Source organism: Patulibacter brassicae (assembly GCF_033949425.1).
Classification (GTDB): domain Bacteria; phylum Actinomycetota; class Thermoleophilia; order Solirubrobacterales; family Solirubrobacteraceae; genus Patulibacter; species Patulibacter brassicae.
In genome coordinates, this window is record NZ_JAXAVX010000005.1 from 223,692 (window position 1) to 248,456 (window position 24,765).

Consider the following 24,765-nt stretch of genomic DNA (forward strand, 5'->3'; position numbering starts at 1 on the left):
CCGGCCGTCCCGGCTCACCGGCGGATGATCCGCCGCCGGCGGGCCGGGACGACGGCCCACAGCACGCCGACCCACGCCACGACCCAGGCGAGCGGGAGGAACCGGACCCAGCCGTCGAGCACCCGGTCGCCCACGAGCAGCGCGACCGCGCTCAGCGCGACCGCGGAGGCGAGCGCGCCGAGCAGCAGCAGCCGCGATCCGGTCGCCACGAGCCACGGCGCCTGGCCCCGGTGCAGCACCGCCCGGTGCAGGACGCTCGGCGCGAGGAACGCCACGGTCGCCGCGATGCCCGCGAGGATCGCCACGACGTACGCGTCGCGCTGCAGGCCCTCCAGCTCGGTGTTGAACGGCACCGCGAGGAGGAAGCCGACGATGACCTGGACGCCGACCGCGGCCACGCGCGTCTCCGCCAGCAGCTCGGAGATCTGGCGGGTGTAGCGCTCGCTCGGGGTCTCGTCGTCGCGGCGACGGTGGACGTGGTGATCGTCCTCCGCGCGGTCCGGGGGCGTCGCGTTCGTCACGGCGCCGCCCCGGGTACCCACGCCGCACGGGTCGCACGCACGCGAGGCGCCGTCCCCGCCCACGGGCGGGGAGGAAGGCGCTAGCCTGGCCCTCATGGCCGCGAGCGACGACGCTCGACCGGGCACGACCTCCTCCCCCCCGTTGCTGGAGGTCTCCAACCGCGTCGTGGCGCTGCACAAGCGCTACTACGGCAAGGGCCCGGAGAGCACGCGCGTGATCTTCCACGGCGACACGCTCGTGGTGATCCTCCGTGGCGGGTTCACGCGGATCGAGAGGACGCTCGTCGACGAGGGGCTCGAGGATCAGGTCCTGCAGCAGCGCCGCGACCTGCAGGCCGTGATGGAGGAGCGCTACGTCGACCTCGTGCGCACGACGCTCGGCCGGGAGGTCGAGGCGTTCCTCAGCGCCAACCACCACGATCCCGACGTGCAGGTCGAGATCTTCCTGCTGCGTCCCGCCGACGACTGAGCGCGGCGTTTGCCGCGCCGGGCCGGGGGTAGCCACCGGCCGTGCGCGCGCTCCGGCTCGTCCGTTCGCCGCGGCGGACCCCACGCCCTCGCGGCCGGCGGCAGCGCTGCTCCTCGGCGCGCCGTCCCGCCGGGCCCTGCCGGGCCCGGGACGGAGCCGGAGCGCGCGCCCGCTCCCGTTCGCGACCCGCCGGCGGAGCAGGGGCGTGAGGGTCCTCCTCTGGCACGTCCACGGCGCGTGGACGACGAGCGTCGCGCACGGCGACCACGACCTGCTCGTCCCCGTCCTGCCCGACCGGGGACCGGACGGTCGCGGGCGCGCCCGCACCTACGCGTGGCCCGAGCGGGTCCGCGAGGTCGCGCCGGAGGAGCTCGCCGACGAGCCCGTCGACGTCGTCGTCCTGCAGCGGCCGCACGAGCGCGAGCTGGCCGCCGCCTGGCTCGGACGCTGGCCCGGGGAGAACGTGGCCGCGCTCTACGTCGAGCACGACGCGCCGCAGGGCCGGATCGCCGAGCTGCACCACCCCGCGTCGGGCTGGGGGATCCCGATCGCCCACGTGACGCACTTCAACCGCCTCATGTGGGACTGCGGCGACGCGCCGACCCACGTGCTCGAGCACGGCATCCCGGACCCCGGCGAGCGCTTCACCGGCGAGCTGCCACGGGCCGGCGTCGTCGTCAACGAGGCGCGGCGGCGCGGGCGCGTCACCGGCACCGACCTCCTCCTGCGCCTGCGCGGCGACGGGCTGCCGATCGACCTCTTCGGGATCGACAGCGAGGTCCTCGACGGTCAGGGCGACCTGCCCCACGACGAGCTGCTCACCGCCCTGGCGCAGCGGCGCGCCTATCTGCACCTGAACCGCTGGACCTCCCTGGGCCTCTCGCTCATCGAGGCGATGATGCTCGGGCTGCCGGTGATCGCGCTGGCCACGACCGAGGCGCCCGCGGTCCTGCCGCCCGACGTCGCGCTCGTGACGAACGACCTCGACCGGATCGCCGCGCGCTGCCGGGCGCTGCTCGACGACCCCGAGGCCGCGCGCGAGGCCGGCCGGCGCTGCCGGGCGCACGCGCTGGAGCGCTTCGGCCTGGAGCGCTTCCTCGCCGACTGGGACCGCCTGCTCGACGACGCCGTGGCGCGGTGCCCGGCGGCCCGTCCCGGGTGAGCCGGCGTCCGCCGGGCCGTCCGTCGGCGGGGCGACCCGCCGCCGGCTCAGCCCGCGAGCACGGCGCGCACGACGCGTCGGCGCGCCGTCTCCAGCAGCGCCCACTGCTCGTCGGCACGGGCGATCAGGCGCTCGAGATCGATGTCGCGCAGGCGCTCGTCCTCGAGCTCGCGCAGGGCGACCCAGAGCGCCCGCTTGCCGCGCACGGCGATCGTCAGCCCCTCGAGCTCGATCACCGTCGAGAGCGGCGAGCGACGCAGCACCGCGCCGTTGGGCTTCAGCCGCCCGACGAGCTCGCCGACCCGCCCCGCGACGACCTTCACCGGGTTCGGCCGGACCTCGAGCGCGCGCATCGCGTCGCGCAGCGCGCGGTGGTCCTCGCCGATCTGACGGGCGGCCTCGACGAGCGTCGCGTGCAGCTCCTGGTCGCGGCCGTCCTGGGCGTCGCGCGCCCGCTCGGCGAGCGCGAGGCCGCCGGTCGCAGCCGTGAGGTGGTCGTTGAGGTAGGTCTCGAGGTGGCTCATCGTCCTGGGGGTCGGGGACCGTCGCCGACGGGCTGCCCCAGCGCCGACGCTCGCAAACTCAGCCGGCGCGGAGCCGGACGACCCCGGGCGCGATCTCGGCGACGCGGTCCCACGGGACGAGGTCCCCCTCGTGCAGCGGCTCGGGACGACGCGCGGCGCGCGTGCCGAGCCGCGCGCGGATCCCGGCGGTGCCGAGCACGAGCCCCTCGACGAGGAACCGGTCGTCCTCGCGCCGGGCCCGGACGTCGCGGACCCGGCCGACGACCCGCCCGTCGGCCCCGACCACCCGGGCCCCGAGCAGGTCGGACAGCCGCAGGCGCGGGGCGACGCCCTTCGCGTCCTCGAGCGGCTCGGTCATGCGCCCGGCACCCGCCCCACGAGCGTCGAGAGCTCGAGGTCGTCGCCGGCCAGGCCGAGGTCCGCCGCGTCGCGCCGCAGCGCGATCCGCGTCGTGACGTCGTCGACCGCCGACCACGGCACGCGGCGCGCCGTCCTGCCCCACACCGGCGCGCCGGCGCGCCGGCGCCACCAGCGCCCGAGCCGCCCGGGCCCGCGTCCCGCCCGGATGCCGGAGCCGACGAGGATCGCGGTGACCTCCAGCCGCCCGCCCGGCGCGCCGGTGAGCTCGAGGTCGTCGACCTTGCCGCAGCGCCGACCGCCGGCGTCCACGAGCTGGTCGTCCAGCAGGCGGTAGGCGAGGTCGATCCGGGACTCGGCGAGTCCGTGGCCGTGGTGCTCCATCGTCAGCCTCCTCCGGCGTTCGTCGCCAGCAGCAGGGGGATCGCGGCGACCGCGAGGCCGCAGATGAGCACGAGGTAGACCCAGCCGAGCGTCGTCGCGATCCGCCCGTTGGCGTGCTCGCCCATGTAGGTCCGGTCGCGGGCGATGAGCAGCACCGGCAGGTACGTCAGCGGCAGCGCGACGACCGAGAAGATCACGGAGTACTCCGTGATGTCGACCGGGTCGACGCCGGTGCACACGAGCGCGAACCCCGCGGCGAGGAAGCCGATCCAGGTGAGCGTGAACCGGGGCGCGTCGCGGGCCCGGCGGTAGCGCCCCCACTCCCAGCCGTGGAACTGCGCGAGGTTGTAGGCGCCGGCGAGGCTCGCGTCGACGGCCGCCCCGCCGATCGCGGCGAGCATCCCCAGCAGCGCGACGAGCAGCCCGACCTCGCCGAACGGGATCTGCGCGGCGAGCGCGACGGTGCCCAGCGACGTCGGGTCCACGCCGGTCGGCAGGAAGAGCTGCGCGGCGACGACCATGAGGGACATCGACAGGATCGCCCCGATCCCGTAGCCGACGACGACGTTCAGGCGGTTGACGCGCAGGTCGCGCGGTCCCCACCGCTCCTCGACCGCGCCCGACGAGTAGAAGTAGACCTCGTAGGGCATGAGCGCCGCGGCGATGACGCCGACGACGAAGTACCAGTAGAGCGTGGAGCCCTTCGCCTCGGGCACGAGCCCGCCGGCGGTCGCCGACCAGTCCGGGCCGTGGTGCAGCGCCGCGGCGAGGAAGACGAGCAGCAGCAGACCGGTATAGCCGAAGACGCGCTCCAGGCCTCCGAACGGCAGGACCCAGATGATGAGCCCGAGGCCGACGGTGGCGAGCAGCGCGAAGAGCGAGAACGGCGCGTCGAAGAGCAGCTGGAGGATGATCGCCACGCCGCCGATCTCCGCGGCGATCGTCAGGAGGTTCACCGCCTGGGACGCGAGCAGCGTCACGAGGCCGGCGGTGTAGCCGAGCCGCTCGCGGATGACGTCGAAGACCGGGCGCTTCGTCACCGCGGCGACGCGCCCCGACATCTCGGCGTAGACCCCGATCCCGACGACGCCGACGACGACGGCCCACAGCAGGTCGTACCCGAACGTCGCGCCCGCCTGGATGTTGAAGACGAGGTCCCCGATGTCGAGGAACCCGCCGATCGCGGCGATGATGCCCAGCGCGATCTGCAGCAGCGTCCTCATCGGCGCGCGATCACCTCCGCGGCCTGGTCGGCGGCCTCCTGCAACCGGTCCCGGACGACGCGGGCGCCGGCGCGGGCGCCGGGCCGCGTCTGCAGCGCCGAGAGCGCGCCGGCGACCCGCCCCGCGATCGCGACGGTGCGGTCGCGCGCGGTCTCCAGGCCGGGCTCCGGCGTCGCGTCGGCGACCTTCTCGGCCTCGTGCTGGGCGCGCTCGGCGAGGTCGCGGGCGTGGACCCGCACGAAGAGCGACCGCGTCCGATCGCGGACGACGCCGTCGGCGAGGATCCGGCCCTCGACGGCGAGCGCCTGCACCGCGCCCGCCCGTCGCTCGAGCTCGTCGCGACTCGTGTCGCCGCACCCCGCGAGGAGCAGGACGCAGGAGGCTGCCAGCACGCACGGGCGCCGCACGGCCCGAGGGCTACCCGCCCGCGGCGCGCGGCATGCGCGGTCCGTCTCGTCCCCGGCGCGACCGAGGACGAGACGGACCGGCCGGCGTCAGGCGGCGACCCCGACGCGCTCGCCCATCGCGTCCAGCGACTGCCGGATGAGCCGCGAGACCTGCATCTGGGAGACTCCCACGCGCTCGGCGATCTCGCGCTGGTACATGTCGCGGTGGTAGCGCATGAAGAGGATGCGGCGCTCGCGGTCGTCGAGCCCGGCGAGCGCGTCGCGGACGGCGATCACGGCCTCGGCCTGCTCGTAGCCCTCGTCCTCGGCGCCGAAGCGCTCCCGCATCGTCGGGCGCCCGTCGTCGGCGGTGCCCTCGAGGGAGTGGGAGCGGAAGGCCGCGCCGGCGCGGGTGGCGTCCTCGGCGTCCGCGACGGAGACCTCGAGGATCTCGGCGATCCGCGCGGTCGAGGGGAGCTCGCCGTGCTCGCGCTCGTACCGGTCGCGGGTCCGCCGCACCCGGGCGTCGAGCTCCTTCATCGCGCGGGGGACGTGCACGGCCCAGCAGCCGTCGCGGAAGTGGCGCTTGATCTCGCCGGTGATCGTCGGGACGGCGTAGCTGGAGAACTGCAGGCCGCAGTCGAGGTCGAAGCGGTCGATCGCCTTGACGAGGCCGACGCAGCCGACCTGGACGAGGTCCTCGAGGGTCTCGCCCCGCCGCTCGTAGCGCCGGGCGCAGGAGCGGACCAGGGGCATCGCTCGGCGGACGAGCTTCTCGCGAGCGACCTCGTCGTGGTGCTCGCGGTAGCGGCGCAGGAGCGCCATGTCGTGCTGATGGGTGGACACTGGGTCCTCCTGTTCGGGGGGAAGCGAACGGGGGAAGCCCGACGGGGATGCGACGCGGCGCACCGCCCAGGAAGGGGAAACCACCTCTTGCGTGATGCCGTCGCCCTACGCGAGTGCGTCCGTCGCGCGGCGTCCGCTCCCGATCCGCAGACGAATCGCGAGCCGTGGGCCGCCCGTCAGGGCCGTCGGCACTGCACCGAACCTAGCGCGCCCGGACCGGCGACGCAACCGCGGATCCGGCCCCCGGAAGAGCTTCGCGGGCGCGCGTTTGGCGCGCCCGCGCGAGGGGAAGCACCGCCCCATGCGGATCGTGGTCACCGGAGCGACCGGCAACGTCGGATCGGCCCTCGTGCGCGCCCTCGAGCGCGACCCCGACGTGGACGAGGTGGTCGGGATCGCGCGGCGCCTGCCCGCCGGCGGCGAGGGCGGCAAGACGGCCTGGGTCGCCGGCGACGTGCGGGAGACCGACCTGCGGCCGCTGTTCACCGGCGCGGACGCCGTCATCCACCTCGCATGGGCGATCCAGCCCTCGCGGGACCGCGACACGACGGCCGGCATCGACCTCCTCGGCACCGAGCGCGTCCTCGACGCCGTCGCGCACGCCGGGGTACGGACCCTCGTGCACGCTTCCTCCGTCGCGGTCTACGCGCCGGCGCGACGCTCGCGCGACCGCGTCACCGAGGGCTGGCCGCGGCGCGCCGTCGCGTCGTCGTTCTACTCGCGCGACAAGGTCCGCGCCGAGGAGCTGGTCGACGCGTTCGCCCGCGAGCACCCGGACGTGCGGACCGTCCGGCTGCGGCCCGCCCCGATCGTGCAGCGCGCCGCCGCCGAGGAGCTGCGACGGTACTTCTTCGGTCCCCTGCTGCCGAGCCCGCTGATCGCGCCCGGGCGCACCCCGATCGCTCCGATCCCACTCGGCCTCTGGTTCCAGGTCGTGCACGCCGACGACGTCGCCGACGCGTACCGCCGCGTGACGCTGGACGAGTCCGCCAGCGGCGCCTACAACGTCGCGGCCGACCCGCCGATCGGCGCCCGCCGACTCGCCGGGATCCTCGGCGGCGTCCCGCTCCCGATCCCCGGCCGGCGCGTGCTGCGGACGATCGCCGGCCTCACCTGGCGCGCGCGCCTGCAGCCGACGCCGCCCGGCTGGGCCGACCTGGCCTACGCCGCGCCGCTGCTGGACACGAACCGCCTGCGCGCGCTCGGCTGGGCGCCCCAGCACGACGGGCCCACCGCCCTCGCCGAGGTGCTGGCGGGGATCAACGCCGGGGCCACCGGCGAGACGCCGCCCCTGGCGGCCGCGGGCGGCCGCTGGCAGGAGCTGCGCACCGGCATCGGCGCGCGCAGCGGCGTCTGATCGGCGGGGCGCCCGCCACCGGCGTTCCGGCCGGGACGCCGTGCTCGAGGGGCCGCCGGCGGCCGCTCAGCGGCGGCGCAGCCACGCGAACCCCGCCTGCGCGACGTCGTTGATCGCCTCGATCGTGCCGGTCGCCGCGGCGAGGCGACCGGCGCGCGGCACGGTCACGCGCAGCCCGACGAGCCCGAGCCCGACCCAGGCGCCGGTGCAGCGGGTGCAGAGCAGGAGCTCGCCGACCGCGTAGCGCAGGCCGGTCCCGCGCGGTCGCCGCGCACCCCCGGCCGGCTCCTCGACGAAGGGCCGCCGCAGCCACTCCTCGACCTTCTGCTCCGTCACGACGCGCGTGTAGGCGGAGGTCGCGATCCCCAGCGGCAGCAGCTCGGACCGGGCCGGGAGCTCGCCCGTGCGGCGCGACGCGAGCACGATCGAGCCGAACGCCGCCGCGTAGGCGGCGGAGATCAGCGCGTAGCTCGACGGGCGGGTGGGGGTCTCCGCCGTGGGCCTCAGCGCTCGGTCCTCCGGGGCACGTGGCTACCGATCCTCGCGGCCGCTCGGCGCGCGGAAGCGCGTCGTGGCGTGGGTCCCGTCGCAGAACGGGCGGATCCGCGACCGTCCGCAACGGCAGAGCGCGACGGGCGACCGGCCCGGGTCGATCTCCTCGCCCTCCTGGTCGAGCAGGACGATCGGGCCGCGGACGATGAGCGGTCCATCCCGGTAGGGCGTGATCGTCACGGTGGGGCGCTCGTCGCCCATGCGATCACTCCCCCGCCCGGCGGCCGCGCACGACGACGAGCTCCTCGTCGGTGGCGCCCGGCCGCAGCCGCCCGGCGCGCCGCAGCGCCTCGGCACGCCGCTGCATGACCGGACCGAAGGGGATCCGCTGGCGGGCGGCGACCTCGACCTCGAGGCCCTGGTCCCGCAGCCGGCGCAGCGTGAGGTCGACGTCGGCGACCTCGCTGTGCACGAGCAGCAGCGAGCCGCCCGGTCGCAGCCGGGCCGGCGCCGCCGCGCAGATCGCGTCGAGGATCGCGCGCCCGCTGCGACCGGCGTCCCAGGCCCGACGGGCACCGGCACGCGGGAGGTCGTCCTCGCGCGCCGGGACGTACGGCGGGTTGCTCACGACGAGGTCCCAGGTGCCGTCGGGCGCCGCGTCGAGGAGGTCGCCCCGGCGCACCTCGCCGCGACAGCCGAACCGGCGCAGCGTCATCCGGGCGGTCAGCACGGCGCGGCGCGACACGTCGACCGCGGCGACCTGCGCGCCGTGGCGCGCGGCGGTCGCGGCCAGCAGCCCGCTGCCGGTGCAGAGGTCGAGCACGCGCGCGCCGTCCAGCGGCTCGGACGCGAGGACCGACGCCAGCAGCAGCGAGTCCTCCTGGGGCGCGTAGACGCCGGGCAGGGTCCGGATGCGCGGCGCCGCGGGGCGGGGGCGCGCGGCCGGCGCGGTCGGTCCGGGCACCGGGGCGGCGCGGGGGGCGGGGGCGATGAGGGAGTCGTCGAACACGGGGAGGGCGGACCGGGTCTGGATCGAGGGACCGGTCTGGTGCCGTGGTCTACCCAGGCACGCGCTCCGGATATCGCGGATGCGACCCGGGTATCCCGGGGACATGACCCCTCCCGGCCTGCCCAGCCCGCGTGGCCCGCTGTCCGCCCGCGTCCTCGAGCTCCTGTCCCGGGCGCCGGGGAGCGCCGCGGCGGACGCGGTCCTGCCCGCCGTGCCGGAGGACGCCGTCGGCGATGAGGACCTGCAGCTGGCGCTCTACCTCGCCTACGAGCTGCACTACCGCGGGCTGCCCGGCGTCGCCGACGCCTGGGAGTGGGACCCGGCGCTGCTGACGCTGCGCGGCGCGATGGAGGCGGCGTTCGAGGCCGGGCTGCGCGAGCTCGTCCCCTACCCCGACGCCGTCGCGCCGACGGAGATGGACGTCGCGCTGCGGGAGATCATGGACGCCGACGACGGCCCGTCGCTCTCGCGGTTCGTCGAGCGCGAGGCCGACGCCGAGCAGGTCCGCGAGCTCGTCGTGCACCGCTCGGCGTACCAGCTGAAGGAGGCCGACCCGCACTCCTTCGCGCTCCCGCGGCTCCACGGACGGCCGAAGGCGGCGATGGTCGAGATCCAGGTCGACGAGTACGGCGGCGGCAAGCCCGACCGGATCCACGCGCTGCTCTACGCCGCGACGATGCGGGAGCTCGGCCTCGACGACGCCTACGGGGCCTACGTCGACGTCCTGCCCGCGACGACGCTCGCGACGGTGAACCTCGCGTCCTTCTTCGGCCTGCACCGGCGCTGGCGCGGCGCGTGCGCCGGGCACCTGGCCCTGACCGAGATGACCTCGTCGGCCCCGAGCCGACGCTACGCGGCCGGCCTGCGGCGCCTGGGCTTCACGAGCGCGGCGGCCACCGAGTTCTACGACGAGCACGTCGAGGCCGACGCGGTCCACGAGAGCATCGCGGCCGTCGACCTCGCGGGGGGCCTCGCCCACCAGGACGAGGGTCTGGGCCGCGACGCGCTCTTCGGCGCGGCCGCGCTGGCCGCGCTGGAGGCGCGCTTCGCGACCGCGATCATGGACGCCTGGGAGGCGGGCCGGACGTCGCTGCGCACCCCCGGCCTCGTCCTGGCCTGAGCGATGCGACCGCTCTCCCTCGCCGGCCGCGGCGTCCTCGTCACCGGGGCCGCCGGCGGCATCGGCACCGCCGTCGCCCACCGGCTCGTGGCCCTCGGAGCCACGCCGGTGCTGCTCGACGTGCCCGGTCCCCGACTCGACGCGCTCGAGCAGGCGCTCGGGGACCGGGCCGTCGTGGCGCCCGCCGACGTCCGCGACCGCGGCGAGGTCGTCGCCGTCGTCGACGACGCCGCCGCGCGGACCGGCGGGCTCGCGGCCGCCGTCATCGGTGCCGGCCTCGTCCGTCCCGACACGCTCGTCGGCCAGCACGAGGACGACGCCCGCCGCGTCATCGACGTGAACGTCTACGGCACCCTCTGGTCGTTCCAGGCGGCGATGCCGCACGTCGACGCGGCCGAGGGCCACGCGCTGGCGCTCTCCTCGATCGCCGGCATCGCGCCGATCCCGCTCTCGGGCGTCTACCCCGCGTCGAAGGCGGCGGTCGACAGCATCGTCGCGACGGTGCGGACCGAGGCGATGAACCGCCGCACGAGCGCCGGCGTCGTCTACCTCGGCGCGGTCGACACCCAGATGAACCGCGACGTCCAGCGCGATCCGCGCACCGCGCGCGCGACGCAGCGGTCGATCTCGTTCCTCACGCGGCCGTCGCGCGCGGAGGACGTCGCCGTGGCGATCGTCGACGGCCTGCGGGACCGCCGAGGGCACGTCGTGGTGCCACGCTGGATGACGCCGGCGGTCTGGCCCCACGCGCTCGTGCGCGCCGTGGCCGAGCGCGTCATGGCCCGGACCGCGCTGCGCGACGAGCTGCCGGGCGGCGCGCAGGCGACGGACCGGACGCTGCAGCGCTCGACCGATCCCGGCGAGACCCAGGATCCCCGCCACGACGCCGACGCCGGACAGGAGGTCTCCTCGTGAGCCGCATCGACCTCACCGGCCGCGGGGTCGTCCTGTCGGGCGCGACCGGCGGCATCGGCCGCGAGATCGCCCGGGTGCTGCTCGAGCACGGCGCGCGCGTGGCGCTCGTGAGCCGCCCGACGGAGCGCCTCGAGGAGCTCGAGGCGCAGCTCGACCACCCGGACGCCGTCGCGTTCCCGGCCGACGTGACCGACCGCGCCCAGGTCGTCGAGGCCGTCGATGCGGCGGCGGAGCGCTTCGGCGGGTTGTGCGGCGTCATCGCCGGCGCCGGCGCCGTCGTGACCGGGACGATCGCCGAGCAGTCCGAGGAGGACTGCCGCCGCGTCGTCGACACGAACCTCTACGGCACCCTCTGGACGATGCAGGCGGCGCTGCCGCACGTCGACCGCGCCGGCGGGCACCTGCTGGCGGTCGCCTCGATCGCGGGGATCGTGCCGATCCCCCTCTCCGGCGTCTACCCGGCGACGAAGGCGGCGGTCGGCGAGCTCGCCGCCCAGCTGCGGATCGAGCTCATGCACCGGCCGACGAGCGCCGGCGTCTTCTACCTCGGCATGGTCGAGAGCGAGATGGCCGAGGCGGTCGCCGAGGACGAGCGGATCGAGCGGACCCTGGAGCGGAGCCCCCGGCTGCTGCGCTCGGCGCTGCCGGTCGACGAGGCGGCGGGGCGGATCGTGCACGCGCTCGCGCACCGGCAGGCGTCGGCGGTCGCGCCGTGGTGGCAGCTGCCGGTCGCCGCTCCGCAGCTCGGGCTGCAGCTGGCGGTCGAGACCGGCATGCGGGCGTTCGCGATCGCCCGCGAGCTGCCGCGGCGCGCGGTCGGCCGGGGGCCCGGCGCCGCGGACCGGTGAGGTCGCTCCGCGGCCCGGCGGCGCGGAGCCGCCCGGCGGCGCGGAGCTCAGCGCTCGACGAACTCGTGCGCGGTGCTCAACGCGCCCTGCGCGTCGGTCTCGCGATAGAGCATCGCGAGACCGAGCTCGTCGAACAGGGCCAGGAACTCGTCCCAGCCGAGCGGCTCGAGATCGCTGCCCTCCTCGCCGATGCGGAAGCCGATGCTGCTGTGGCCCTCCGGCGCGACCCGTCGCCCCGGCTCGGCGCCGCGGCGCTCCGCCCAGCGGCGGATCTCGTGGTGGTCGATGGTGTGGCCGGCGCTCCCCTGCGGCACATGAGCTCCCTTCGGGGCCCGGCGATGGCGCGCCGGGCCGTCGTTTGCCTCGTGGCTACCCGACCCCCCCGGCACCCCAAACAGCGCGATGGGCACCCGCGGATCGTCCCGCGCGCGAGCCGTGTGCGCCGGGGAGGCGCCGGGTAGCCCTGCGGCACCCCGATCCGACCCCGAGAGGAGCCCGATGACGACCCCTGCACGACCGCGCCGACGACCGGCGCGCGGAGCGGCCCGATGAGCGCCGCCGACCGCGACGGCGGCGGACGGACCGCGCTCCTCGTCATCGACGTCCTCAACGACTACGACCACCCGGACGGCGACGCCCTGCGCCCGAGCGCCCACGCGGCGGCGCCGGTGATCGGGCGGCTCATCGACGAGGCGCACGCGCGCGACGTGCTCGTCGTGCACGTCAACGACCAGCACGACCGCTGGGACATCGGCGCGGAGGACCTCGTCGCGCTGGCCCGGCGCGGCTCGCCCGACGAGCTCGTCGATCCGATCGTGCCGCGGAAGGGCTCGCCGTTCCTGCTCAAGGCACGCCACTCGGCGTTCTACGCCACGCCGCTGGAGTACCTGCTCGAGCGCGCCGGGGTGGCCCGGGTGATCCTCACCGGGCAGGTGACCGAGCAGTGCATCCTCTACAGCGCGCTGGACGCCTACGTCCGCCACCTCGACGTCGTCGTGCCGCGAGCGGCCGTGGCCCACATCGACGAGGAGCTCGCGGCGGCGGCGCTGCGGATGATGGAGGCGAACCTCCACGCCGAGGTCGTCGACGAGCAGGTCGACTGGGGCTGAGGGCCGCCGGTCCGGGGATCGCGTCCGCGCATGCCCACCCGCGCCCCGGGTAGGCGGAGACCATGACCTCCGAGACGCGCAGCACCCATCAGCGCTCCTCGACGCCGAGCCACGGCGAGGGGGAGCACCCCGCCCACACCGGCGGCCACCCCGCTCCGGGGGAGGAGAAGTACCCCCACCTGACGCCGGACGAGGACCCGCCCGGCGACCTCCACACGACGCGGCTGCTCCTGGCGATGCCCGCGATCGTCCTCGCCGTCACCGTGCTCGTCGTGGTCCTCCACGCGATCGCGCCGGTCCTCATCGTCATCCCGCTGCTCGGCGTCGTGGGCGGGATGGCCTACCTGCTCGTCACGCTGCTGCAGGCGACCGACGACGAGCAGCCCGAGCCGACCGCGCGCGAGCACGACCGCCCCGAGGGCCCGCAGCGCCTCGTGATCCCGGAGCATCCGCACCAGGGCCGCCGCCGGCCCGACCAGCGCCCGCTGCTGCGGATCTGAGCGCTCGCGGTGCGGCGACCGCGAGCGCGCCGTCGCCCGCCCGCGGGGGCGCACGAGCGCCAGCGCCTCAGCGCGTGGCGGCCGCGCACCGGTGCACGACGCGCCAGCTCGTCAGCTCGTCGAGCAGCTCGGGGCCGAAGCCGGTCCCGAGTCCGCTGTGGCGCCGCGGCTCCGCGGCGCCGGCCGGCGCCCCGCCGAAGACCGCGTTGATCTTCAGGGTCCCGACGTCCAACCGCCGGGCGGCCTCGCGCGCCGTGCGGTCGCTGTTGGTGAGGACCGTCGCGGCGAGCCCGTGGCGGCCCTCGGCGGCGAGCGCGAGACCCTCCTCGACGTCGTCGACGACGATCACCGGGGCGACCGGCCCGAACGTCTCCGTGGCCCAGACCGCCATCTCCGGGCGCACCTCCGTGAGCACGGTCGGCGGGTAGAAGCAGCCGGGACCGTCGGGCACGACGCCGCCCGTGCGCGCGACGGCGCCGCTGGCCAGGGCGCCCTGGACGTGGCCGTGGACCATCGCGCGGTGGCGCTGATCCACGAGGGGCCCGAGGGTCGTGCGGCGGTCCTCCGGCGGTCCGGGACGCAGCGCCTCCGCCCGGCGCACGAGGTGCTCGAGGAACGGGCCGGCGACGCGCCGGTGCACGACGATCCGCTCGACGGCGGTGCAGAGCTGACCGGCGTTCGCGAAGGCCCCGCTGGCGGCCTGGGCCGCCGCCCACCCGGGGTCGACGTCCCCGTCGACGACGAGCGGATCGTTGCCTCCGAGCTCGAGGATCGTGCGCCGCAGGTGCCGGGCGGAGGTCGCCGCGATCGCCTGGCCGGTCTCGATCGCCCCGGTGTGCAGGACGACGTCGACGGCGGGATCGGCCACGAGCCGCGCGCCGAGCCGGCCGTCGCCCTGCAGCAGGCGGACCGCGGGTCGCAGCGCCTCCGGCAGCAGGTCCACGGCCCACGCCACCGCGAGCGGCGCGCGCTCCGACGGCTTGACGAGCACGACGTTCCCGGTGACGAGGCAGGCCGCCAGCTGGCTCGCCGCGAGCGCGATCGGGTCGTTCCAGGGCAGGAGGACGAGCGCGACGCCGAGGGCGCGCGGCTCCATGACGTCGTCGGCGTCGGGATCGCCGAGCAGCCGGCGGCCGCGATGGCCGAGGCCGAGCTCGGCGTACTGCGCCGCGCCCTCCACGCCGGCCCGGACGCCGGCCAGCGCCTCCCGCAGCGGGCGACCCGTCTCGCGGGTGACGAGCCGCGCCAGCTCCTCCTCGTGCTCGGCGAGCGCGCGGGACCACGCGCGCAGGCCCGCCGCGCGGTCGCCCGCGGGACGGTCGCGCCATCGCGGTGCCGCCTCGGCGAGCTCGCGCAGCGCGCGGGACGCCGCGTGGTCATCGGCCTGCGCGACCTCGGCGACGAGCTCGTCGGTCGCCGGGTCGTGGATCCGCAGCGGCGCCGGGCGACGGCCGATGACGGCGGGCGGGTCGATGGTGGCCATGGTCGTTCCTCCGGAGGTCGGCGCAGGGGGTACCCGCCGGGGGCGCGCGGCAAGCGCGACCGGCGGCCGCGGGTCGCCTCGGGCGGGACGACCGGCGAAGCGCGACGTTCGTCCCCGCCGGAGTCGGGTAGCCCTAGGCAGGAGGGGCGCACCGGCGCCCCGCCCGGCGCTCCCGCCGCCGCGTCCGCGCGGCGACCACGCGTCCGCCGCCCGACCCTGAACGGAACGGAGACCCATGAAGGCCCTCACCTGGCACGGCCCCCGCGACGTCCGCATCGACACCGTCCCCGACCCGCGGATCGAGCACCCCACCGACGCGATCATCCGCGTCACCTCGTCGGGGATCTGCGGCTCCGACCTCCACCTCTACGAGGTCCTGGGCCCGTTCCTCGAGCCCGGGGACATCCTCGGTCACGAGCCGATGGGCGTCGTGGAGGAGGTCGGCGCCGAGGTCTCCGGCATCGCGCCGGGCGACCGCGTCGTCATCCCCTTCAACGTGAGCTGCGGGCACTGCTGGATGTGCGGGCACGGCCTGCAGTCGCAGTGCGAGACGACCCAGGTGCGCGACCAGGAGAAGGGTGCCGCGCTGCTGGGCTACACGAAGCTCTACGGCCAGGTCCCCGGCGGCCAGGCGGAGTACCTGCGGGTCCCCCAGGCGCAGTACGGGCCGATCAAGGTCCCGCACGGTCCGCCGGACGAGCGCTACGTCTACCTCTCCGACGTCCTGCCGACGGCGTGGCAGGCCGTCGACTACGCGCACGTCCCCGACGGCGGCAGCGTCGCGGTCTTCGGCCTCGGGCCGATCGGGCAGATGTCGGCGCGGATCGCCCGGCACCGCGGCGCCCAGCGCGTCTTCGGCCTGGACCTCGTTCCCGAGCGCCTGGCGCTCGCGGCGCGGCACGGCATCGAGGTCATCGACGTCCGCGAGGTCGACGACCTGCGCGGCGAGCTGCAGGAGCGCACGGACGGTCGGGGACCGGACAGCGTCATCGACGCCGTCGGCATGGAGGCCCACGGGGCGCCGCTCGGGAAGCTCGCCCAGGGCATGACGAAGTACCTGCCGAAGAAGGTCGGCCAGGTCGTGATGGAGAAGGCCGGTCTCGACCGGCTGAGCGTCCTGCACGCCGCGGGCGACGTCGTGCGACGCGGCGGGACGATCTCGCTGTCGGGCGTCTACGGCGGCGCGGCGGATCCGATGCCGATGCTGCAGCTCTTCGACAAGCAGGTGACGCTGCGGATGGGCCAGGCGAACGTCAAGCGGTGGATCGACGACCTGCTGCCGCTCGTCGAGGACGACGACGACCCGCTGGGCGTCGGCGACCTCGCGACGCACAAGCTGCCGCTCGAGCAGGGCCCCGAGGCCTACGGGACGTTCCAGCGCAAGGAGGACGGCATGATCAAGACCATCCTCCAGCCCTCCGCCGCCTGATCGTCGCCCGCCGGCGTCGCGCCCCGGGGCGGCGCCGGCGATCGCGTGGCGGGCGTCAGCGCGGCGCGTCGAGCCCGCGGCCGTAGAGCGCCAGCCAGGCGATCTCGGCCATCGCGGTGGCGTTGCGCCGCCGCGCGACCGGCCCGGCGGCGGCGAGCAGCCGTCCCGTGCCGTGCAGGAGCATCCCGACGAGCCACGCCGCCGTCGGTCCCGGGTCGAGCCCCGGACGGGTGGTGCCGGCCTCGACCTGGGCCGCGATGCTGCGCTCGAAGCGCCGGCGCACGTCGTCGATCCGGCCCTCGAGCTCCGGGGCGAGCCAGGCGTGGCCGAGTCCGGGCAGGAACGCCGAGCAGACGTGCGGGTAGCGGTTCAGGCCGTCGGCGAGCTGCGCGGCGCCGAGCGCGATCTCGTGGACCCCGACGACGCCGGCGCCGTCGAGCAGCCGCAGGCCGGGCTCGAAGACGAGCTCGACGAGGTCCTGCGCGATCGCCAGCTGCAGGTCGGCCTTGCCGTCGAAGGCGTAGTAGAACGTCGACCGCGCGACGCCGGCGCGCTCGAGCAGTCCGCCGAGGTGGACGTGCTCGTAGCCGCCGACCTCGCGCAGCGTGGCGTCGAGCGGGCCGAGGAGCGTCGCCGCGAGGTCGGCGCGCCGCGCGTCGCGCCGCTCCCCGGCGCTCGTGCGCCGGCCGGTGGCGACGCCCGCCACCTCAGAGCGCCTCGACGATCGTGGCGTTCGCCATGCCGCCGCCCTCGCACATCGTCTGCAACCCGTACCGCAGGCCCTGGTCGCGCAGGTGGTGCACGAGGGTCGTCATGAGCCGCGCCCCGGAGCCGCCGATCGGATGCCCCAGCGCGATGGCCCCGCCGTTGGGGTTCAGCCGGGCGTGGTCCGCGCCCGTGTCCTGCAGCCACGCCAGCGCCACCGACGCGAACGCCTCGTTGACCTCGAACGCGTCGATCTGCTCCAGCCCGAGCCCCGCGCGCTCCAGCACCTTCGCCGTCGCCGGGATCGGCGCGGTGAGCATCGTCACCGGATCGTTGGCCACGACCGTCGCGGCGACGACCCGCGCGATCGGCCGCCACCCCAGCTCCGCGGCCCGCTCGCTCGTGGTCATGAGCAACGCGGCCGAGCCATCGCTGATCTGCGACGCGTTGCCCGCCGTCACGACCCCGCCCTCGCGGTACGCCGCCCGGATCCCGGCCATCGACTCGACGGTCCCGCCGCGCCGGACGCCCTCGTCCGTGTCGATGACCGTCCCGTCCGGCGTCGTGACCGGCGCGATCTGCGCCGCGAACCGGCCCTCGTCGATCGCCGCGCCCGCCCGCGCGTGCGACTCCAGGGAGAACTCGTCCAGCTGCGTGCGCGAGAGCCCCCACCGCTGCGCGATGAGCTCCGCCCCCGTCCCCTGGTTCGGCGCCACGCCGTCGTAACGCGCCAGGAAGCTCGGACCCAGCGGATCCGCGCCGGCCATCGAGGAGCCCATCGGCACCCGCGACATCGACTCCACCCCGCCGGTCACCACGACGTCGTACTGGCCGCTCACGAGCCCCGCCGCGGCGAAGTGGATCGCCTGCTGCGAGGAGCCGCACTGCCGGTCCAGCGTCGTGCCGGGCACCGACTCCGGCCACCCCGCCGCGAGCACCGCGGTCCGCGCGATGTTGAAGGACTGCTCGCCGACCTGGGACCCGCAGCCCCAGACGACGTCGTCCACGAGCGCCGGGTCCAGCCCGGAGCGCTCCGCCAGCGACCGCAGCACGTGCGCGGACAGCTCGGCCGGGTGGACCGTCGAGAGCCCGCCGTTGCGCTTGCCGACCGGCGTGCGGACCGCCTCGACGATGACCGCGTCGCGCGCGCTCACGCGGGGACCCGGTCGCCGGTGAGGATCTGGTCGGCGACGATCTTCGCCGTCTCCGCGCACGCGGTGGTCCCGCCGTTGGCGTACTCCTTCACGCCGTCGCCGACGTTCCAGAGGTTCGGGATCGGGGTCGTGTGCGGCATGTCGAAGCCCGCGACCGCGCGCTGCGGCGGCCACTCGTCGCGGCGCACGACCTGCGAGAGGATCCGCGCGTCGGCGAAGCCCTCGATCTCGTCGTGGAGGTCCTCCAGGAGCAGCGCCATCTCCTGCTCCTCGTCGAACGGCCCGACCGCGGGCCGCGGGACCGACGAGGCGACGTAGAGGTTCCAGCCCTCGGGGGCCATCTCGGGGCAGGTGGCGGTGAAGTTCGCCACGTAGCAGAGGCGCCGGGTCTTCGCGAAGGAGAGCATGCCCTGCGCCTTGATCAGCGGCTCGCGGCTGGCGAAGTTCACGGCGAGCATCGCGCACGGGCGGTCGCGCTCGCGGACCATCCGCACGTGCTCCTCGCCGAGGTGCTCCTCGCCGACGAGGCCGACGGTCGCCGCCGGGCCGACGTCGCTGACGAGCACCGAGCAGGGCACGTCGACCGTCTCGCCGCCGCGGCGGACGCGCACCGAGCGCACGAGCCCGTCGGCGACCTCGACGCCCTCCGCCTCCGCGTCGAGCCAGATCTCGCCGCCGAGCTCCTCGATCCGCTCGGCGAGGGCGCGCCAGACGCCGATCGTGCCCTCGGGGCAGAAGCCGAAGCGCTTGAAGGCGCTCTTGCGGGTCATGTACGTGAGGAAGACCCGCGCCGGGAGCTCCTCGGCGGTGACCGCGAAGATCGACGCGATCATGTTGTTGAAGATCCCGTGGACCGACTCGTTCTTCGTGTACTTGCGCAGCCAGTCCGCGGTCGTCTGCTCGTGGTCGGGCAGCCCGTCGTCGGTCCGCGCGGCGCCGAGGCCGCCGAGGAGCTTCGCGCCCTGCTTCGTGAGCTTGCCGAGCAGCAGCCCCCAGCCGCCGCTGGAGACGTCGACGTCCTTGCCCTTGATCCGGTAGAGGATCGGCGGCTTCGGCTCGCGGACCTCGAACCGGGCGCCGACCTCGGCGAAGGTCTCCTCGGTGATCCCGCCGCGCTCGATGACGATCGCGCCGACGTTCACCTTGAACCCGTCGATGTCGTGGGTCGAGGCGCGGCCGCCGACGCGGTCCAGCCGCTCGACGACGAGCGTGCGCAGGCCGGCGTGCTGGAAGCGCGCGGCGGTGAAGAGGCCGCCCGCGCCGGCGCCGATGACGACGGCGTCGAAGTTCTCGGTCATGTCGAGGGTCCTGGGTCGAGGGATCAGACGGTGGTGGGGGCCGCGGCCACGCCGGACGCGGAGGACGTCGCGGCGGCCAGGGCGTCGAGGTCGGCGGCGGCGCGGTCGCCCGAGCGCAGCGCCCCCTCGATCCCCGAGTGCGTGAGGAAGTCGCCCGCGAGCCGGATCCGGTCCGGCATCGCGTCGCGCAGCGCGAGCATCCGGCGGTAGTGCCCGGGCGTCGGGGCGATGAGCCCGGCCTCGAGCTCGAAGACCCGCTCGACGTCCGCGCGCGCGGGCCCGAAGGTGTCGGCGACCGCGGTGCGCGCCGCCTCGAGCGGGTCGCGGCCGGCGAGCTGCGCGGTGTCGAGGTAGACGCTGACGGTCTCGCCGCCGGGCGGGGCCGAGCCGGGCGCGCGACGCGCGTTGCGCAGCACGCCGTAGTCGTGGTGGCGCCCGCTGCCGGCCCGCACGACGAGGTCGTAGGGCACGTCGGCCCACGGGTCGCGGTGGTAGCCCAGCAGGACGTGGAAGGTGCGGATCGGCGTCACGCGCTCGAGCTCGACCGTCAGGTCGGGATCGAGCACCGGCCGGAGCAGCTCCGTCGTCGTGCGGACGTCGGTGGCCACGACGACGCCGTCGGCCTCGAGCGTCTCGTCGTCGAGCCCGACGACGATCCCGGCGTCCGTCGCGGCGAGCGAGCGCGCCGGCGCGGACAGGCGGACCTCGGCGCCGGCGTCCTGGAGCAGCCAGTCGGCGATCGCCCCCATGCCCCCGGCCGGCACGGTCAGCTGGGTCCGCGTCACCTGGTGCATCAGCGCGCGGGCGAACCCCGCGGAGATGACGTCGGGGTCGGCGCCGGTCAGCGGCCCCATCAGCGGGCGCAGGACGTACTCGTACCCCCGGTCCCCGAGGGTCCGGCGGCCCCAGTCCGACAGCGTCGTGCCGTCGTCGCCGACCGCGAGCTCCTCCAGGGTGAACGGGCCCGGGCCGCGCGTGAGGACGAGCCGCCCGATCCGCGCCGCCATCCGCAGCCGGTCGCCGAGACGCAGCTGCGGCAGGCCGAGCAGCGTCCACGGCCGGTCGAACCGCACGCGGTGCAGGCGCCCGTCGTCGGCGAGCACGGCGGTCCGCGCGGGCCAGCGGCCCATCGCGGTCGCGTGCCCGGACTCGCGCAGGAACTCGAGCGTCCGGTCGTACTGGCCCATGACGAAGATCGCGCCGGTGTCGACGCGGAAGCCGTCGACCTCGACGGTCCGCGTGCGGCCGCCGACCCCGTCCGCCGACTCGACCACGACGACCTCGTGGCCCTGCGCGCGCAGGCCGCGCGCGGCGGCCGCGCCGGCGATGCCCGCTCCGATGACGATGACCCGCATGACGCTCCCGCTCTCTTCGCGATCCGTGACCTGGACGGAACGTCCAGACATATTGCCCGACGACTTTACGACCGTCAAGCGCCCAGCGCCCCGACCCCCCGTGGGCAGCGTAGGGGACTCATTGACTCGCGTCAAGTTTTTTTGGTCACGCTGTCCGCACAAGACGTCTGGACGCCACATCTACCCCGTCGTCACGGGCCTTCGCCGGCCTCCGGCGAGGTCGTCCGCATCGCGGGCCGGCGCCGCCGCAGGTCAGGCGCGCGGCGCGGCGGCGGGCGCGTAGAGCGCCTGCCAGACGAGCTCGACCACGGCGTCGATCGCCGCCTCGAGCTCGGCGTCCGGGACGTCCCGGACGAAGCGGTGCATCGACCGCTCCCACATGTGCACGATCCACGCGGCGGCCTGGCGCGGCGGGAGCGCCGGGTTCACGAACCCCTCGCGCTGGCCCCGCAGGAGGTGCCCGGTGGCCTGCTCGACGCTGTCGGCGATCAGCCCCTCGACGAGCTCGCGGACGGCGGGATCGTAGGCCGCCGCGTCGTGGACAGCGGACATCAGCGGCGTGTGCGGGCGGTAGGACCGCACCAGCCCGTCGAGGACCCGGTGGACGTCGGCGCGCGCGACCGGTCCCTCGAGCTCCCACCACGGCCGCGTCGCGGCCCCGAGCGACGCCCAGCTCTCGTGGAAGATCGCGCGCAGCATCTCGCTGCGGTCGGAGAAGTAGACGTAGAACGTCGAGCGCGGGATCCCCGCCTCGGCGACGATCCGATCGACGCCGAGCTCGGTGTAGGCGGTGCCGTCGGCGAGCAGCCGCTCCAGCGCGTCCCGGATCCGGAGGACCATCTCGGCCCGCCGGTCGGCGCGGGTCCCGGGGGACCCGGCCCCCCGCCCGAGGGCGGCCCGACCGCTCGTCACCCGCGGACCTCGCCGTAGAGCGCGTTGGCGTAGACGAAGACGAGGGCGTCGACGAGCTCGTCGAGCGACCCCTCCGTCCCGGCGAGGACCGCGGCGACGTCGCGCTCCATCGCGAAGAAGACGCCGCCGACGAGCGTTTCGGCCACGAGCTCGGCCCGCGGTCCGGGCAGCATCTCGCCCGCCTCGCGCTCCAGGACGATGCGGGCCGCCACGCGCTCGACGAACGCCATCCGCCACGCGTCCCAGAGCACGCCGACCTCCGGGTCCGCGTGCGCCGCCTCGATCATCGCCCGGAAGATCCGCGCGTTCTCGCGCCAGAGCCGCGCGGTGCCGGCCATGCCCTCGCGGACCGCCGCGATCGCCGACGCGGGGTCGGGATGGTCGCCGCCGTACCACGACGCCGCGACCTGGTGCGTGGCCTCGAAGAGGTCCTCGAGCAGCGCGGCGACGGCCGCCGACTTCGTGGGGAAGTAGAAGTAGAAGCCCGGTCGCGTGACCTCGGCCCGGGCCGTGAGCTGGCCGATCTTGATCTCGGCGAACGGCGTCGTCTCGAGGAGCTCCTCGAGCGCCCGCAGGATCCGCTCGCGGCGATCGGCGCCCTTCGGCGTGACGGCGGCCCTCTGCGCTCGCATCGAAGTAGGGGATTGCATCACACGCCGAGGCGGCGGCCCCGGCGCGCCGCCCGCCGCGGCCGGCACGAAGTTGTCATCCGTCAATTCTGGCAGCGCGCGCCGGGATCGGCCAAGGTCGCGACGACCGGCAGGACGAGCGCCGCGGACGGCGCGTAGCGTCTCCGCGGTGAGCACCCCTGCCCCGGGCGACCCGTCGGACCTCAGCCCCCGCGGCCAGCGCCGCCGCGCGCAGCTGCTCGAGGCGCTCGAGGCGCTGCTCGACGACCGCCCGCTCGCCGAGATCGAGATCGACGACATCACGCGTCGGGCGGGGATCACGCGCTCGGGCTTCTACTTCTACTTCCCCGGCAAGAGCGCGGCCGTCGCCGCGCTCATCGACGGGGTCCGCGACGGGATCCTCAACCTCGGCGTCGACTGGTACGACCCCGAGGCACCCGACGGCCCCGCCCAGATCGAGGTGGCGATCAGGAACTCCGTCGCCTTCTGGCGCGAGCACGCGAGCCTGCTCGTGGCGATGATGGACGCCGCGGCCGTCGACGAGGAGACGCGGGCCGACTGGGACGCGATGGTCACCCACCTCGCCGCGACGTTCGCCGAGAAGTTCTCGCGCGACCCGATCGCCAGCGCGCAGCTCGCGCGCGCCGGCGTGGCGGTCGACGAGTTCGCGCGCCTGCTGCTCGACAGCTCCGTCGGCGTGATGGAGCGGGACGTCCGCTCGATCGTCGCCCGCGGGACGCCGGAGCCCGGCCTCGTCGCCGCGATGCTCCACCTCTGGCAGGTCGCCGTCTGGCCGCCGGCCGAGCGGGCCTGACGCCGCGGGGTGGCGGCGGCCACGCGCCTGGACCGCTCGGCCGCCGCGCACGGCGCCGGACCGCAGCGGGCTACGGGCTGCCGAGCGCGTCGGCGACCGCCCGTGCCCGCGTCCGCGCCTGCTCGACCGTCGCGCCGACCGCGTTCACGTGGCCGAGCTTGCGCCCCGGCCGGTGGCCCTTGCCGTAGAGGTGCAGGGTCGCGTCCTCGACGGCGAGGGCGTCGGTCAGCCCCTCGCGGTCCCACGGGTCCGGTCCGCCGAGGACGTTCACCATGACCGCCGCGTCGACGAGGGGGTCCGGGGCGCCGAGGGGCAGGTCGAGGACCGCGCGCAGGTGCTGCTCGAACTGATCCGTGACGCAGCTGTCCATCGTCACGTGCCCGGAGTTGTGCGGACGGCAGGCGAGCTCGTTGATGCGCAGCTCGCCGTCGCGGGTGACGAACAGCTCCACGGCCATCACCCCGGTCAGGCCGGCCTGCTCGGCGAGGTCGAGGGCGAGCTCCCGCGCGCGCTCGGCGAGCCCCGCCGGACCGGCGTCGCCGCCCAGGATCACCTCGGTGCAGATCCCGTCGACCTGGGTCGTGACGAAGGTCGGCCACGCGCGCCGCTCGCCCGACGGCCGCCGGGCGACCATCACCGAGACCTCGGCGGCGAGGTCGACGAGCTCCTCGACGAGGAAGCCCGGGATGCCCTCCGCGTCCGCCAGCACCGTCGCGGCCGCGTCGCGGTCGGCGAGGATCCACACGCCGCGGCCGTCGTAGCCGCCGCGGCGCGCCTTCAGCACGACCGGCCAGCCGTGCTCGCCCGCGAACGCCGCCACGTCCTCGGCCGTGGCGACCTCGGCGAACGCCGGGACCGGGAGCCCGCGCGCGGCGAACGTCGTGCGCGCGTGGAGCTTGTCCTGCGCGAGGAGCTTCGTCGCGGGACCCGGCCGGACGGGGACGGGCGACTCCCGCTCGAGCACGCGCAGGTCGGCCGGATCGGTCAGCTCGTGGTCGAACGTCACGACGTCGACGCCGGAGCGGGAGAAGGCGACGAGGTCCTCCGCCGACGTCCAGGTGCCGTCGAAGCGCTCGGCGCCGGCCAGCGCGGCCGAGCAGCCCGCGTCGGGATCGAGCACGACCACGCGCACGCCGAGGCTGATCGCGGCCTGGTGGAGCATCCGGGCCAGCTGCCCGCCGCCGACGACGCCGACGACCATCGCCTCGCTGCTCATGCGTCGAGCGTGGCCTGCAGGCGCGCGTCCTTCGCACGCGCCTGGTCGGCGAGGCCGGCCTGGAACGCGACCATCCGCGCGCGCACCGCGGCGTCCGTCGCGGCGAGGATCTGCGCCGCGAGGATCCCGGCGTTGCGCGCCCCGTCGACGGCGACGGTGGCGACCGGCACGCCCGCGGGCATCTGGACGATCGACAGCAGGGCGTCCATCCCGTCGAGCTTCGTGATCGCGACCGGCACGCCGATGACCGGCAGCGGGGTGAGCGACGCGACCATGCCGGGCAGGTGCGCGGCGCCGCCGGCGCCGGCGATGATCACCCCGATCCCGCGATCGGCCGCCTCGCGGGCGAACGCGACCATGTCCTCCGGCGTGCGGTGCGCGGAGACGACGCGGGCCTCCCACGGGACGTCGAGCTCCTTCAGCGCCTCGACCGCGGCCGCCATGACGGGCCAGTCGGAGTCGGAGCCCATGATCACCGCGACGCGCGGCAGGGCGGAGGGGTCTGCGGTCATCGAGGCGGGCGCCGGGGTCGCTCGGGTCGGCGCCCC

30 protein-coding genes are annotated in these 24,765 nt (G+C 75.8%); 10 read left to right on the plus strand and 20 right to left on the minus strand.

All coding sequences use genetic code 11. The features are described from left to right. Window positions 1-14 precede the first annotated feature (14 nt). Window positions 15-521, minus strand: coding sequence for a DUF6328 family protein (locus SK069_RS12170; RefSeq protein WP_319954508.1), 507 nt, complete (start codon window positions 519-521; stop codon window positions 15-17). A gap of 94 nt (window positions 522-615) precedes the next feature. Between SK069_RS12170 and SK069_RS12175 the strand changes: the two genes are divergently transcribed. Then, complete coding sequence (locus tag SK069_RS12175; protein ID WP_319954509.1) at window positions 616-990, plus strand: Na-translocating system protein MpsC family protein; 375 nt, start codon at window positions 616-618, stop codon at window positions 988-990. A 205-nt stretch (window positions 991-1,195) separates the two neighbouring features. Further along, window positions 1,196-2,152 carry a glycosyltransferase gene (locus SK069_RS12180; RefSeq protein WP_319954510.1) on the plus strand — a complete coding sequence of 319 codons (957 nt, stop codon included), beginning with the start codon at window positions 1,196-1,198 and terminating at the stop codon, window positions 2,150-2,152. A gap of 47 nt (window positions 2,153-2,199) precedes the next feature. Here the strand turns inward: SK069_RS12180 and SK069_RS12185 are convergent, their stop codons facing one another. The 6 genes from SK069_RS12185 to SK069_RS12210 all read right to left on the minus strand — a co-directional run bounded on the left by SK069_RS12185 (window position 2,200) and on the right by SK069_RS12210 (window position 5,872). Then, window positions 2,200-2,676, minus strand: a complete 477-nt coding sequence (locus SK069_RS12185) for a hypothetical protein (RefSeq protein ID WP_319954511.1) — start codon at window positions 2,674-2,676, stop codon at window positions 2,200-2,202. A gap of 58 nt (window positions 2,677-2,734) precedes the next feature. Continuing rightward, complete coding sequence (locus tag SK069_RS12190) at window positions 2,735-3,034, minus strand: PRC-barrel domain-containing protein (RefSeq protein ID WP_319954512.1); 300 nt, start codon at window positions 3,032-3,034, stop codon at window positions 2,735-2,737. Further along, window positions 3,031-3,417: a hypothetical protein gene (locus SK069_RS12195; protein WP_319954513.1), complete on the minus strand. Its 387-nt coding sequence runs from the start codon at window positions 3,415-3,417 to the stop codon at window positions 3,031-3,033. The genes SK069_RS12190 and SK069_RS12195 overlap by 4 nt, the downstream gene beginning before the upstream one ends. A gap of 2 nt (window positions 3,418-3,419) precedes the next feature. Beyond that, window positions 3,420-4,640, minus strand: coding sequence for an NRAMP family divalent metal transporter (locus tag SK069_RS12200; RefSeq protein ID WP_319954514.1), 1,221 nt, complete (start codon window positions 4,638-4,640; stop codon window positions 3,420-3,422). After that, the gene (locus tag SK069_RS12205; protein WP_319954515.1) at window positions 4,637-5,047 is read right to left on the minus strand and encodes a hypothetical protein; all 411 of its coding nucleotides are present in this window, start codon (window positions 5,045-5,047) and stop codon (window positions 4,637-4,639) included. Before SK069_RS12205 ends, SK069_RS12200 begins: the two co-directional genes overlap by 4 nt. 87 nt (window positions 5,048-5,134) lie before the next feature. Then, the gene (locus tag SK069_RS12210) at window positions 5,135-5,872 is read right to left on the minus strand and encodes a SigB/SigF/SigG family RNA polymerase sigma factor (protein ID WP_319954516.1); all 738 of its coding nucleotides are present in this window, start codon (window positions 5,870-5,872) and stop codon (window positions 5,135-5,137) included. Between the two features lie 301 nt (window positions 5,873-6,173). Here SK069_RS12210 and SK069_RS12215 point away from each other — a divergent pair, with 301 nt between their 5' ends. Continuing rightward, complete coding sequence (locus SK069_RS12215; protein ID WP_319954517.1) at window positions 6,174-7,229, plus strand: NAD-dependent epimerase/dehydratase family protein; 1,056 nt, start codon at window positions 6,174-6,176, stop codon at window positions 7,227-7,229. A 66-nt stretch (window positions 7,230-7,295) separates the two neighbouring features. Here SK069_RS12215 and SK069_RS12220 read toward each other — a convergent pair whose 3' ends face one another. From SK069_RS12220 to SK069_RS12230, 3 genes are all read right to left on the minus strand, one after another. Further along, window positions 7,296-7,652, minus strand: a complete 357-nt coding sequence (locus SK069_RS12220; RefSeq protein ID WP_319954518.1) for a DUF1360 domain-containing protein — start codon at window positions 7,650-7,652, stop codon at window positions 7,296-7,298. A 108-nt stretch (window positions 7,653-7,760) separates the two neighbouring features. Continuing rightward, window positions 7,761-7,982 carry a CDGSH iron-sulfur domain-containing protein gene (locus SK069_RS12225; RefSeq protein WP_319954519.1) on the minus strand — a complete coding sequence of 74 codons (222 nt, stop codon included), beginning with the start codon at window positions 7,980-7,982 and terminating at the stop codon, window positions 7,761-7,763. A 4-nt stretch (window positions 7,983-7,986) separates the two neighbouring features. Then, window positions 7,987-8,730 carry a HemK2/MTQ2 family protein methyltransferase gene (locus SK069_RS12230; RefSeq protein WP_319954520.1) on the minus strand — a complete coding sequence of 248 codons (744 nt, stop codon included), beginning with the start codon at window positions 8,728-8,730 and terminating at the stop codon, window positions 7,987-7,989. Between the two features lie 103 nt (window positions 8,731-8,833). Between SK069_RS12230 and SK069_RS12235 the strand changes: the two genes are divergently transcribed. From SK069_RS12235 to SK069_RS12245, 3 genes are read left to right on the plus strand one after another with little or no spacing between them, the layout of a single operon-like run. After that, window positions 8,834-9,850 (plus strand): iron-containing redox enzyme family protein, encoded by a 1,017-nt coding sequence (locus tag SK069_RS12235; RefSeq protein ID WP_319954521.1) that lies wholly within the window; start codon window positions 8,834-8,836, stop codon window positions 9,848-9,850. A gap of 3 nt (window positions 9,851-9,853) precedes the next feature. Continuing rightward, complete coding sequence (locus SK069_RS12240) at window positions 9,854-10,765, plus strand: SDR family NAD(P)-dependent oxidoreductase (RefSeq protein WP_319954522.1); 912 nt, start codon at window positions 9,854-9,856, stop codon at window positions 10,763-10,765. Continuing rightward, window positions 10,762-11,613, plus strand: a complete 852-nt coding sequence (locus SK069_RS12245; RefSeq protein ID WP_319954523.1) for an SDR family oxidoreductase — start codon at window positions 10,762-10,764, stop codon at window positions 11,611-11,613. The genes SK069_RS12240 and SK069_RS12245 overlap by 4 nt, the downstream gene beginning before the upstream one ends. Window positions 11,614-11,660: 47 nt before the next feature. Here SK069_RS12245 and SK069_RS12250 read toward each other — a convergent pair whose 3' ends face one another. Next, window positions 11,661-11,927 carry a hypothetical protein gene (locus SK069_RS12250; protein WP_319954524.1) on the minus strand — a complete coding sequence of 89 codons (267 nt, stop codon included), beginning with the start codon at window positions 11,925-11,927 and terminating at the stop codon, window positions 11,661-11,663. Window positions 11,928-12,161: 234 nt separating this feature from the next. Between SK069_RS12250 and SK069_RS12255 the strand changes: the two genes are divergently transcribed. Beyond that, complete coding sequence (locus SK069_RS12255; protein ID WP_319954525.1) at window positions 12,162-12,722, plus strand: cysteine hydrolase family protein; 561 nt, start codon at window positions 12,162-12,164, stop codon at window positions 12,720-12,722. Between the two features lie 62 nt (window positions 12,723-12,784). Continuing rightward, the gene (locus SK069_RS12260; RefSeq protein ID WP_319954526.1) at window positions 12,785-13,222 is read left to right on the plus strand and encodes a hypothetical protein; all 438 of its coding nucleotides are present in this window, start codon (window positions 12,785-12,787) and stop codon (window positions 13,220-13,222) included. 67 nt (window positions 13,223-13,289) lie between these two features. On the opposite strand, the gene SK069_RS12265 is transcribed toward SK069_RS12260, so the two are convergent. Further along, complete coding sequence (locus SK069_RS12265; protein ID WP_319954527.1) at window positions 13,290-14,705, minus strand: aldehyde dehydrogenase family protein; 1,416 nt, start codon at window positions 14,703-14,705, stop codon at window positions 13,290-13,292. A 235-nt stretch (window positions 14,706-14,940) separates the two neighbouring features. Here SK069_RS12265 and SK069_RS12270 point away from each other — a divergent pair, with 235 nt between their 5' ends. Then, window positions 14,941-16,134, plus strand: coding sequence for a zinc-dependent alcohol dehydrogenase (locus SK069_RS12270; RefSeq protein ID WP_319954528.1), 1,194 nt, complete (start codon window positions 14,941-14,943; stop codon window positions 16,132-16,134). 55 nt (window positions 16,135-16,189) lie between these two features. On the opposite strand, the gene SK069_RS12275 is transcribed toward SK069_RS12270, so the two are convergent. From SK069_RS12275 to SK069_RS12300, 6 genes are all read right to left on the minus strand, one after another. Next, complete coding sequence (locus SK069_RS12275) at window positions 16,190-16,840, minus strand: TetR/AcrR family transcriptional regulator (RefSeq protein ID WP_319954529.1); 651 nt, start codon at window positions 16,838-16,840, stop codon at window positions 16,190-16,192. Between the two features lies 1 nt (window position 16,841). Continuing rightward, window positions 16,842-17,993, minus strand: a complete 1,152-nt coding sequence (locus SK069_RS12280; protein WP_319954530.1) for a thiolase family protein — start codon at window positions 17,991-17,993, stop codon at window positions 16,842-16,844. Further along, window positions 17,990-19,291, minus strand: a complete 1,302-nt coding sequence (locus SK069_RS12285; protein ID WP_319954531.1) for a phytoene desaturase family protein — start codon at window positions 19,289-19,291, stop codon at window positions 17,990-17,992. The genes SK069_RS12280 and SK069_RS12285 overlap by 4 nt, the downstream gene beginning before the upstream one ends. Before the next feature lie 23 nt (window positions 19,292-19,314). Next, window positions 19,315-20,646 carry a protoporphyrinogen/coproporphyrinogen oxidase gene (locus SK069_RS12290; RefSeq protein WP_319954532.1) on the minus strand — a complete coding sequence of 444 codons (1,332 nt, stop codon included), beginning with the start codon at window positions 20,644-20,646 and terminating at the stop codon, window positions 19,315-19,317. Between the two features lie 252 nt (window positions 20,647-20,898). Further along, the gene (locus SK069_RS12295; protein WP_319954533.1) at window positions 20,899-21,486 is read right to left on the minus strand and encodes a TetR/AcrR family transcriptional regulator; all 588 of its coding nucleotides are present in this window, start codon (window positions 21,484-21,486) and stop codon (window positions 20,899-20,901) included. 68 nt (window positions 21,487-21,554) lie between these two features. Next, a complete protein-coding gene (locus tag SK069_RS12300; RefSeq protein WP_319954534.1) occupies window positions 21,555-22,190 on the minus strand; it encodes a TetR/AcrR family transcriptional regulator in 636 nt (211 codons plus the stop codon). A 166-nt stretch (window positions 22,191-22,356) separates the two neighbouring features. Here SK069_RS12300 and SK069_RS12305 point away from each other — a divergent pair, with 166 nt between their 5' ends. Next, window positions 22,357-23,001, plus strand: coding sequence for a TetR/AcrR family transcriptional regulator (locus tag SK069_RS12305; RefSeq protein ID WP_319954535.1), 645 nt, complete (start codon window positions 22,357-22,359; stop codon window positions 22,999-23,001). Window positions 23,002-23,071: 70 nt separating this feature from the next. Here the strand turns inward: SK069_RS12305 and SK069_RS12310 are convergent, their stop codons facing one another. Together SK069_RS12310 and purE are read right to left on the minus strand one after the other, a co-directional pair. Continuing rightward, window positions 23,072-24,217 carry a 5-(carboxyamino)imidazole ribonucleotide synthase gene (locus SK069_RS12310; RefSeq protein WP_319954536.1) on the minus strand — a complete coding sequence of 382 codons (1,146 nt, stop codon included), beginning with the start codon at window positions 24,215-24,217 and terminating at the stop codon, window positions 23,072-23,074. Further along, the gene (gene purE, locus SK069_RS12315; RefSeq protein WP_319954537.1) at window positions 24,214-24,729 is read right to left on the minus strand and encodes a 5-(carboxyamino)imidazole ribonucleotide mutase; all 516 of its coding nucleotides are present in this window, start codon (window positions 24,727-24,729) and stop codon (window positions 24,214-24,216) included. The genes SK069_RS12310 and purE overlap by 4 nt, the downstream gene beginning before the upstream one ends. Window positions 24,730-24,765: the final 36 nt, after the last annotated feature.

What these genes read in the sequence shown, in the direction of transcription:
- SK069_RS12270 (WP_319954528.1), top strand. Translation starts at nt 14,941, where the DNA reads ATGAAGGCCCTCACCTGGCACGGCCCCCGCGACGTCCGCATCGACACC.
- SK069_RS12290 (WP_319954532.1), bottom strand. Translation starts at nt 20,646, where the DNA reads ATGCGGGTCATCGTCATCGGAGCGGGCATCGCCGGCGCGGCCGCCGCG.
- SK069_RS12215 (WP_319954517.1), top strand. Translation starts at nt 6,174, where the DNA reads ATGCGGATCGTGGTCACCGGAGCGACCGGCAACGTCGGATCGGCCCTC.
- SK069_RS12185 (WP_319954511.1), bottom strand. Translation starts at nt 2,676, where the DNA reads ATGAGCCACCTCGAGACCTACCTCAACGACCACCTCACGGCTGCGACC.
- SK069_RS12285 (WP_319954531.1), bottom strand. Translation starts at nt 19,291, where the DNA reads ATGACCGAGAACTTCGACGCCGTCGTCATCGGCGCCGGCGCGGGCGGC.
- SK069_RS12190 (WP_319954512.1), bottom strand. Translation starts at nt 3,034, where the DNA reads ATGACCGAGCCGCTCGAGGACGCGAAGGGCGTCGCCCCGCGCCTGCGG.
- SK069_RS12235 (WP_319954521.1), top strand. Translation starts at nt 8,834, where the DNA reads ATGACCCCTCCCGGCCTGCCCAGCCCGCGTGGCCCGCTGTCCGCCCGC.
- SK069_RS12255 (WP_319954525.1), top strand. Translation starts at nt 12,162, where the DNA reads ATGAGCGCCGCCGACCGCGACGGCGGCGGACGGACCGCGCTCCTCGTC.
- SK069_RS12240 (WP_319954522.1), top strand. Translation starts at nt 9,854, where the DNA reads ATGCGACCGCTCTCCCTCGCCGGCCGCGGCGTCCTCGTCACCGGGGCC.
- SK069_RS12260 (WP_319954526.1), top strand. Translation starts at nt 12,785, where the DNA reads ATGACCTCCGAGACGCGCAGCACCCATCAGCGCTCCTCGACGCCGAGC.
- SK069_RS12200 (WP_319954514.1), bottom strand. Translation starts at nt 4,640, where the DNA reads ATGAGGACGCTGCTGCAGATCGCGCTGGGCATCATCGCCGCGATCGGC.
- SK069_RS12300 (WP_319954534.1), bottom strand. Translation starts at nt 22,190, where the DNA reads ATGCGAGCGCAGAGGGCCGCCGTCACGCCGAAGGGCGCCGATCGCCGC.
- purE (WP_319954537.1), bottom strand. Translation starts at nt 24,729, where the DNA reads ATGACCGCAGACCCCTCCGCCCTGCCGCGCGTCGCGGTGATCATGGGC.
- SK069_RS12295 (WP_319954533.1), bottom strand. Translation starts at nt 21,486, where the DNA reads ATGGTCCTCCGGATCCGGGACGCGCTGGAGCGGCTGCTCGCCGACGGC.
- SK069_RS12310 (WP_319954536.1), bottom strand. Translation starts at nt 24,217, where the DNA reads ATGAGCAGCGAGGCGATGGTCGTCGGCGTCGTCGGCGGCGGGCAGCTG.
- SK069_RS12175 (WP_319954509.1), top strand. Translation starts at nt 616, where the DNA reads ATGGCCGCGAGCGACGACGCTCGACCGGGCACGACCTCCTCCCCCCCG.
- SK069_RS12225 (WP_319954519.1), bottom strand. Translation starts at nt 7,982, where the DNA reads ATGGGCGACGAGCGCCCCACCGTGACGATCACGCCCTACCGGGATGGA.
- SK069_RS12195 (WP_319954513.1), bottom strand. Translation starts at nt 3,417, where the DNA reads ATGGAGCACCACGGCCACGGACTCGCCGAGTCCCGGATCGACCTCGCC.
- SK069_RS12265 (WP_319954527.1), bottom strand. Translation starts at nt 14,705, where the DNA reads ATGGCCACCATCGACCCGCCCGCCGTCATCGGCCGTCGCCCGGCGCCG.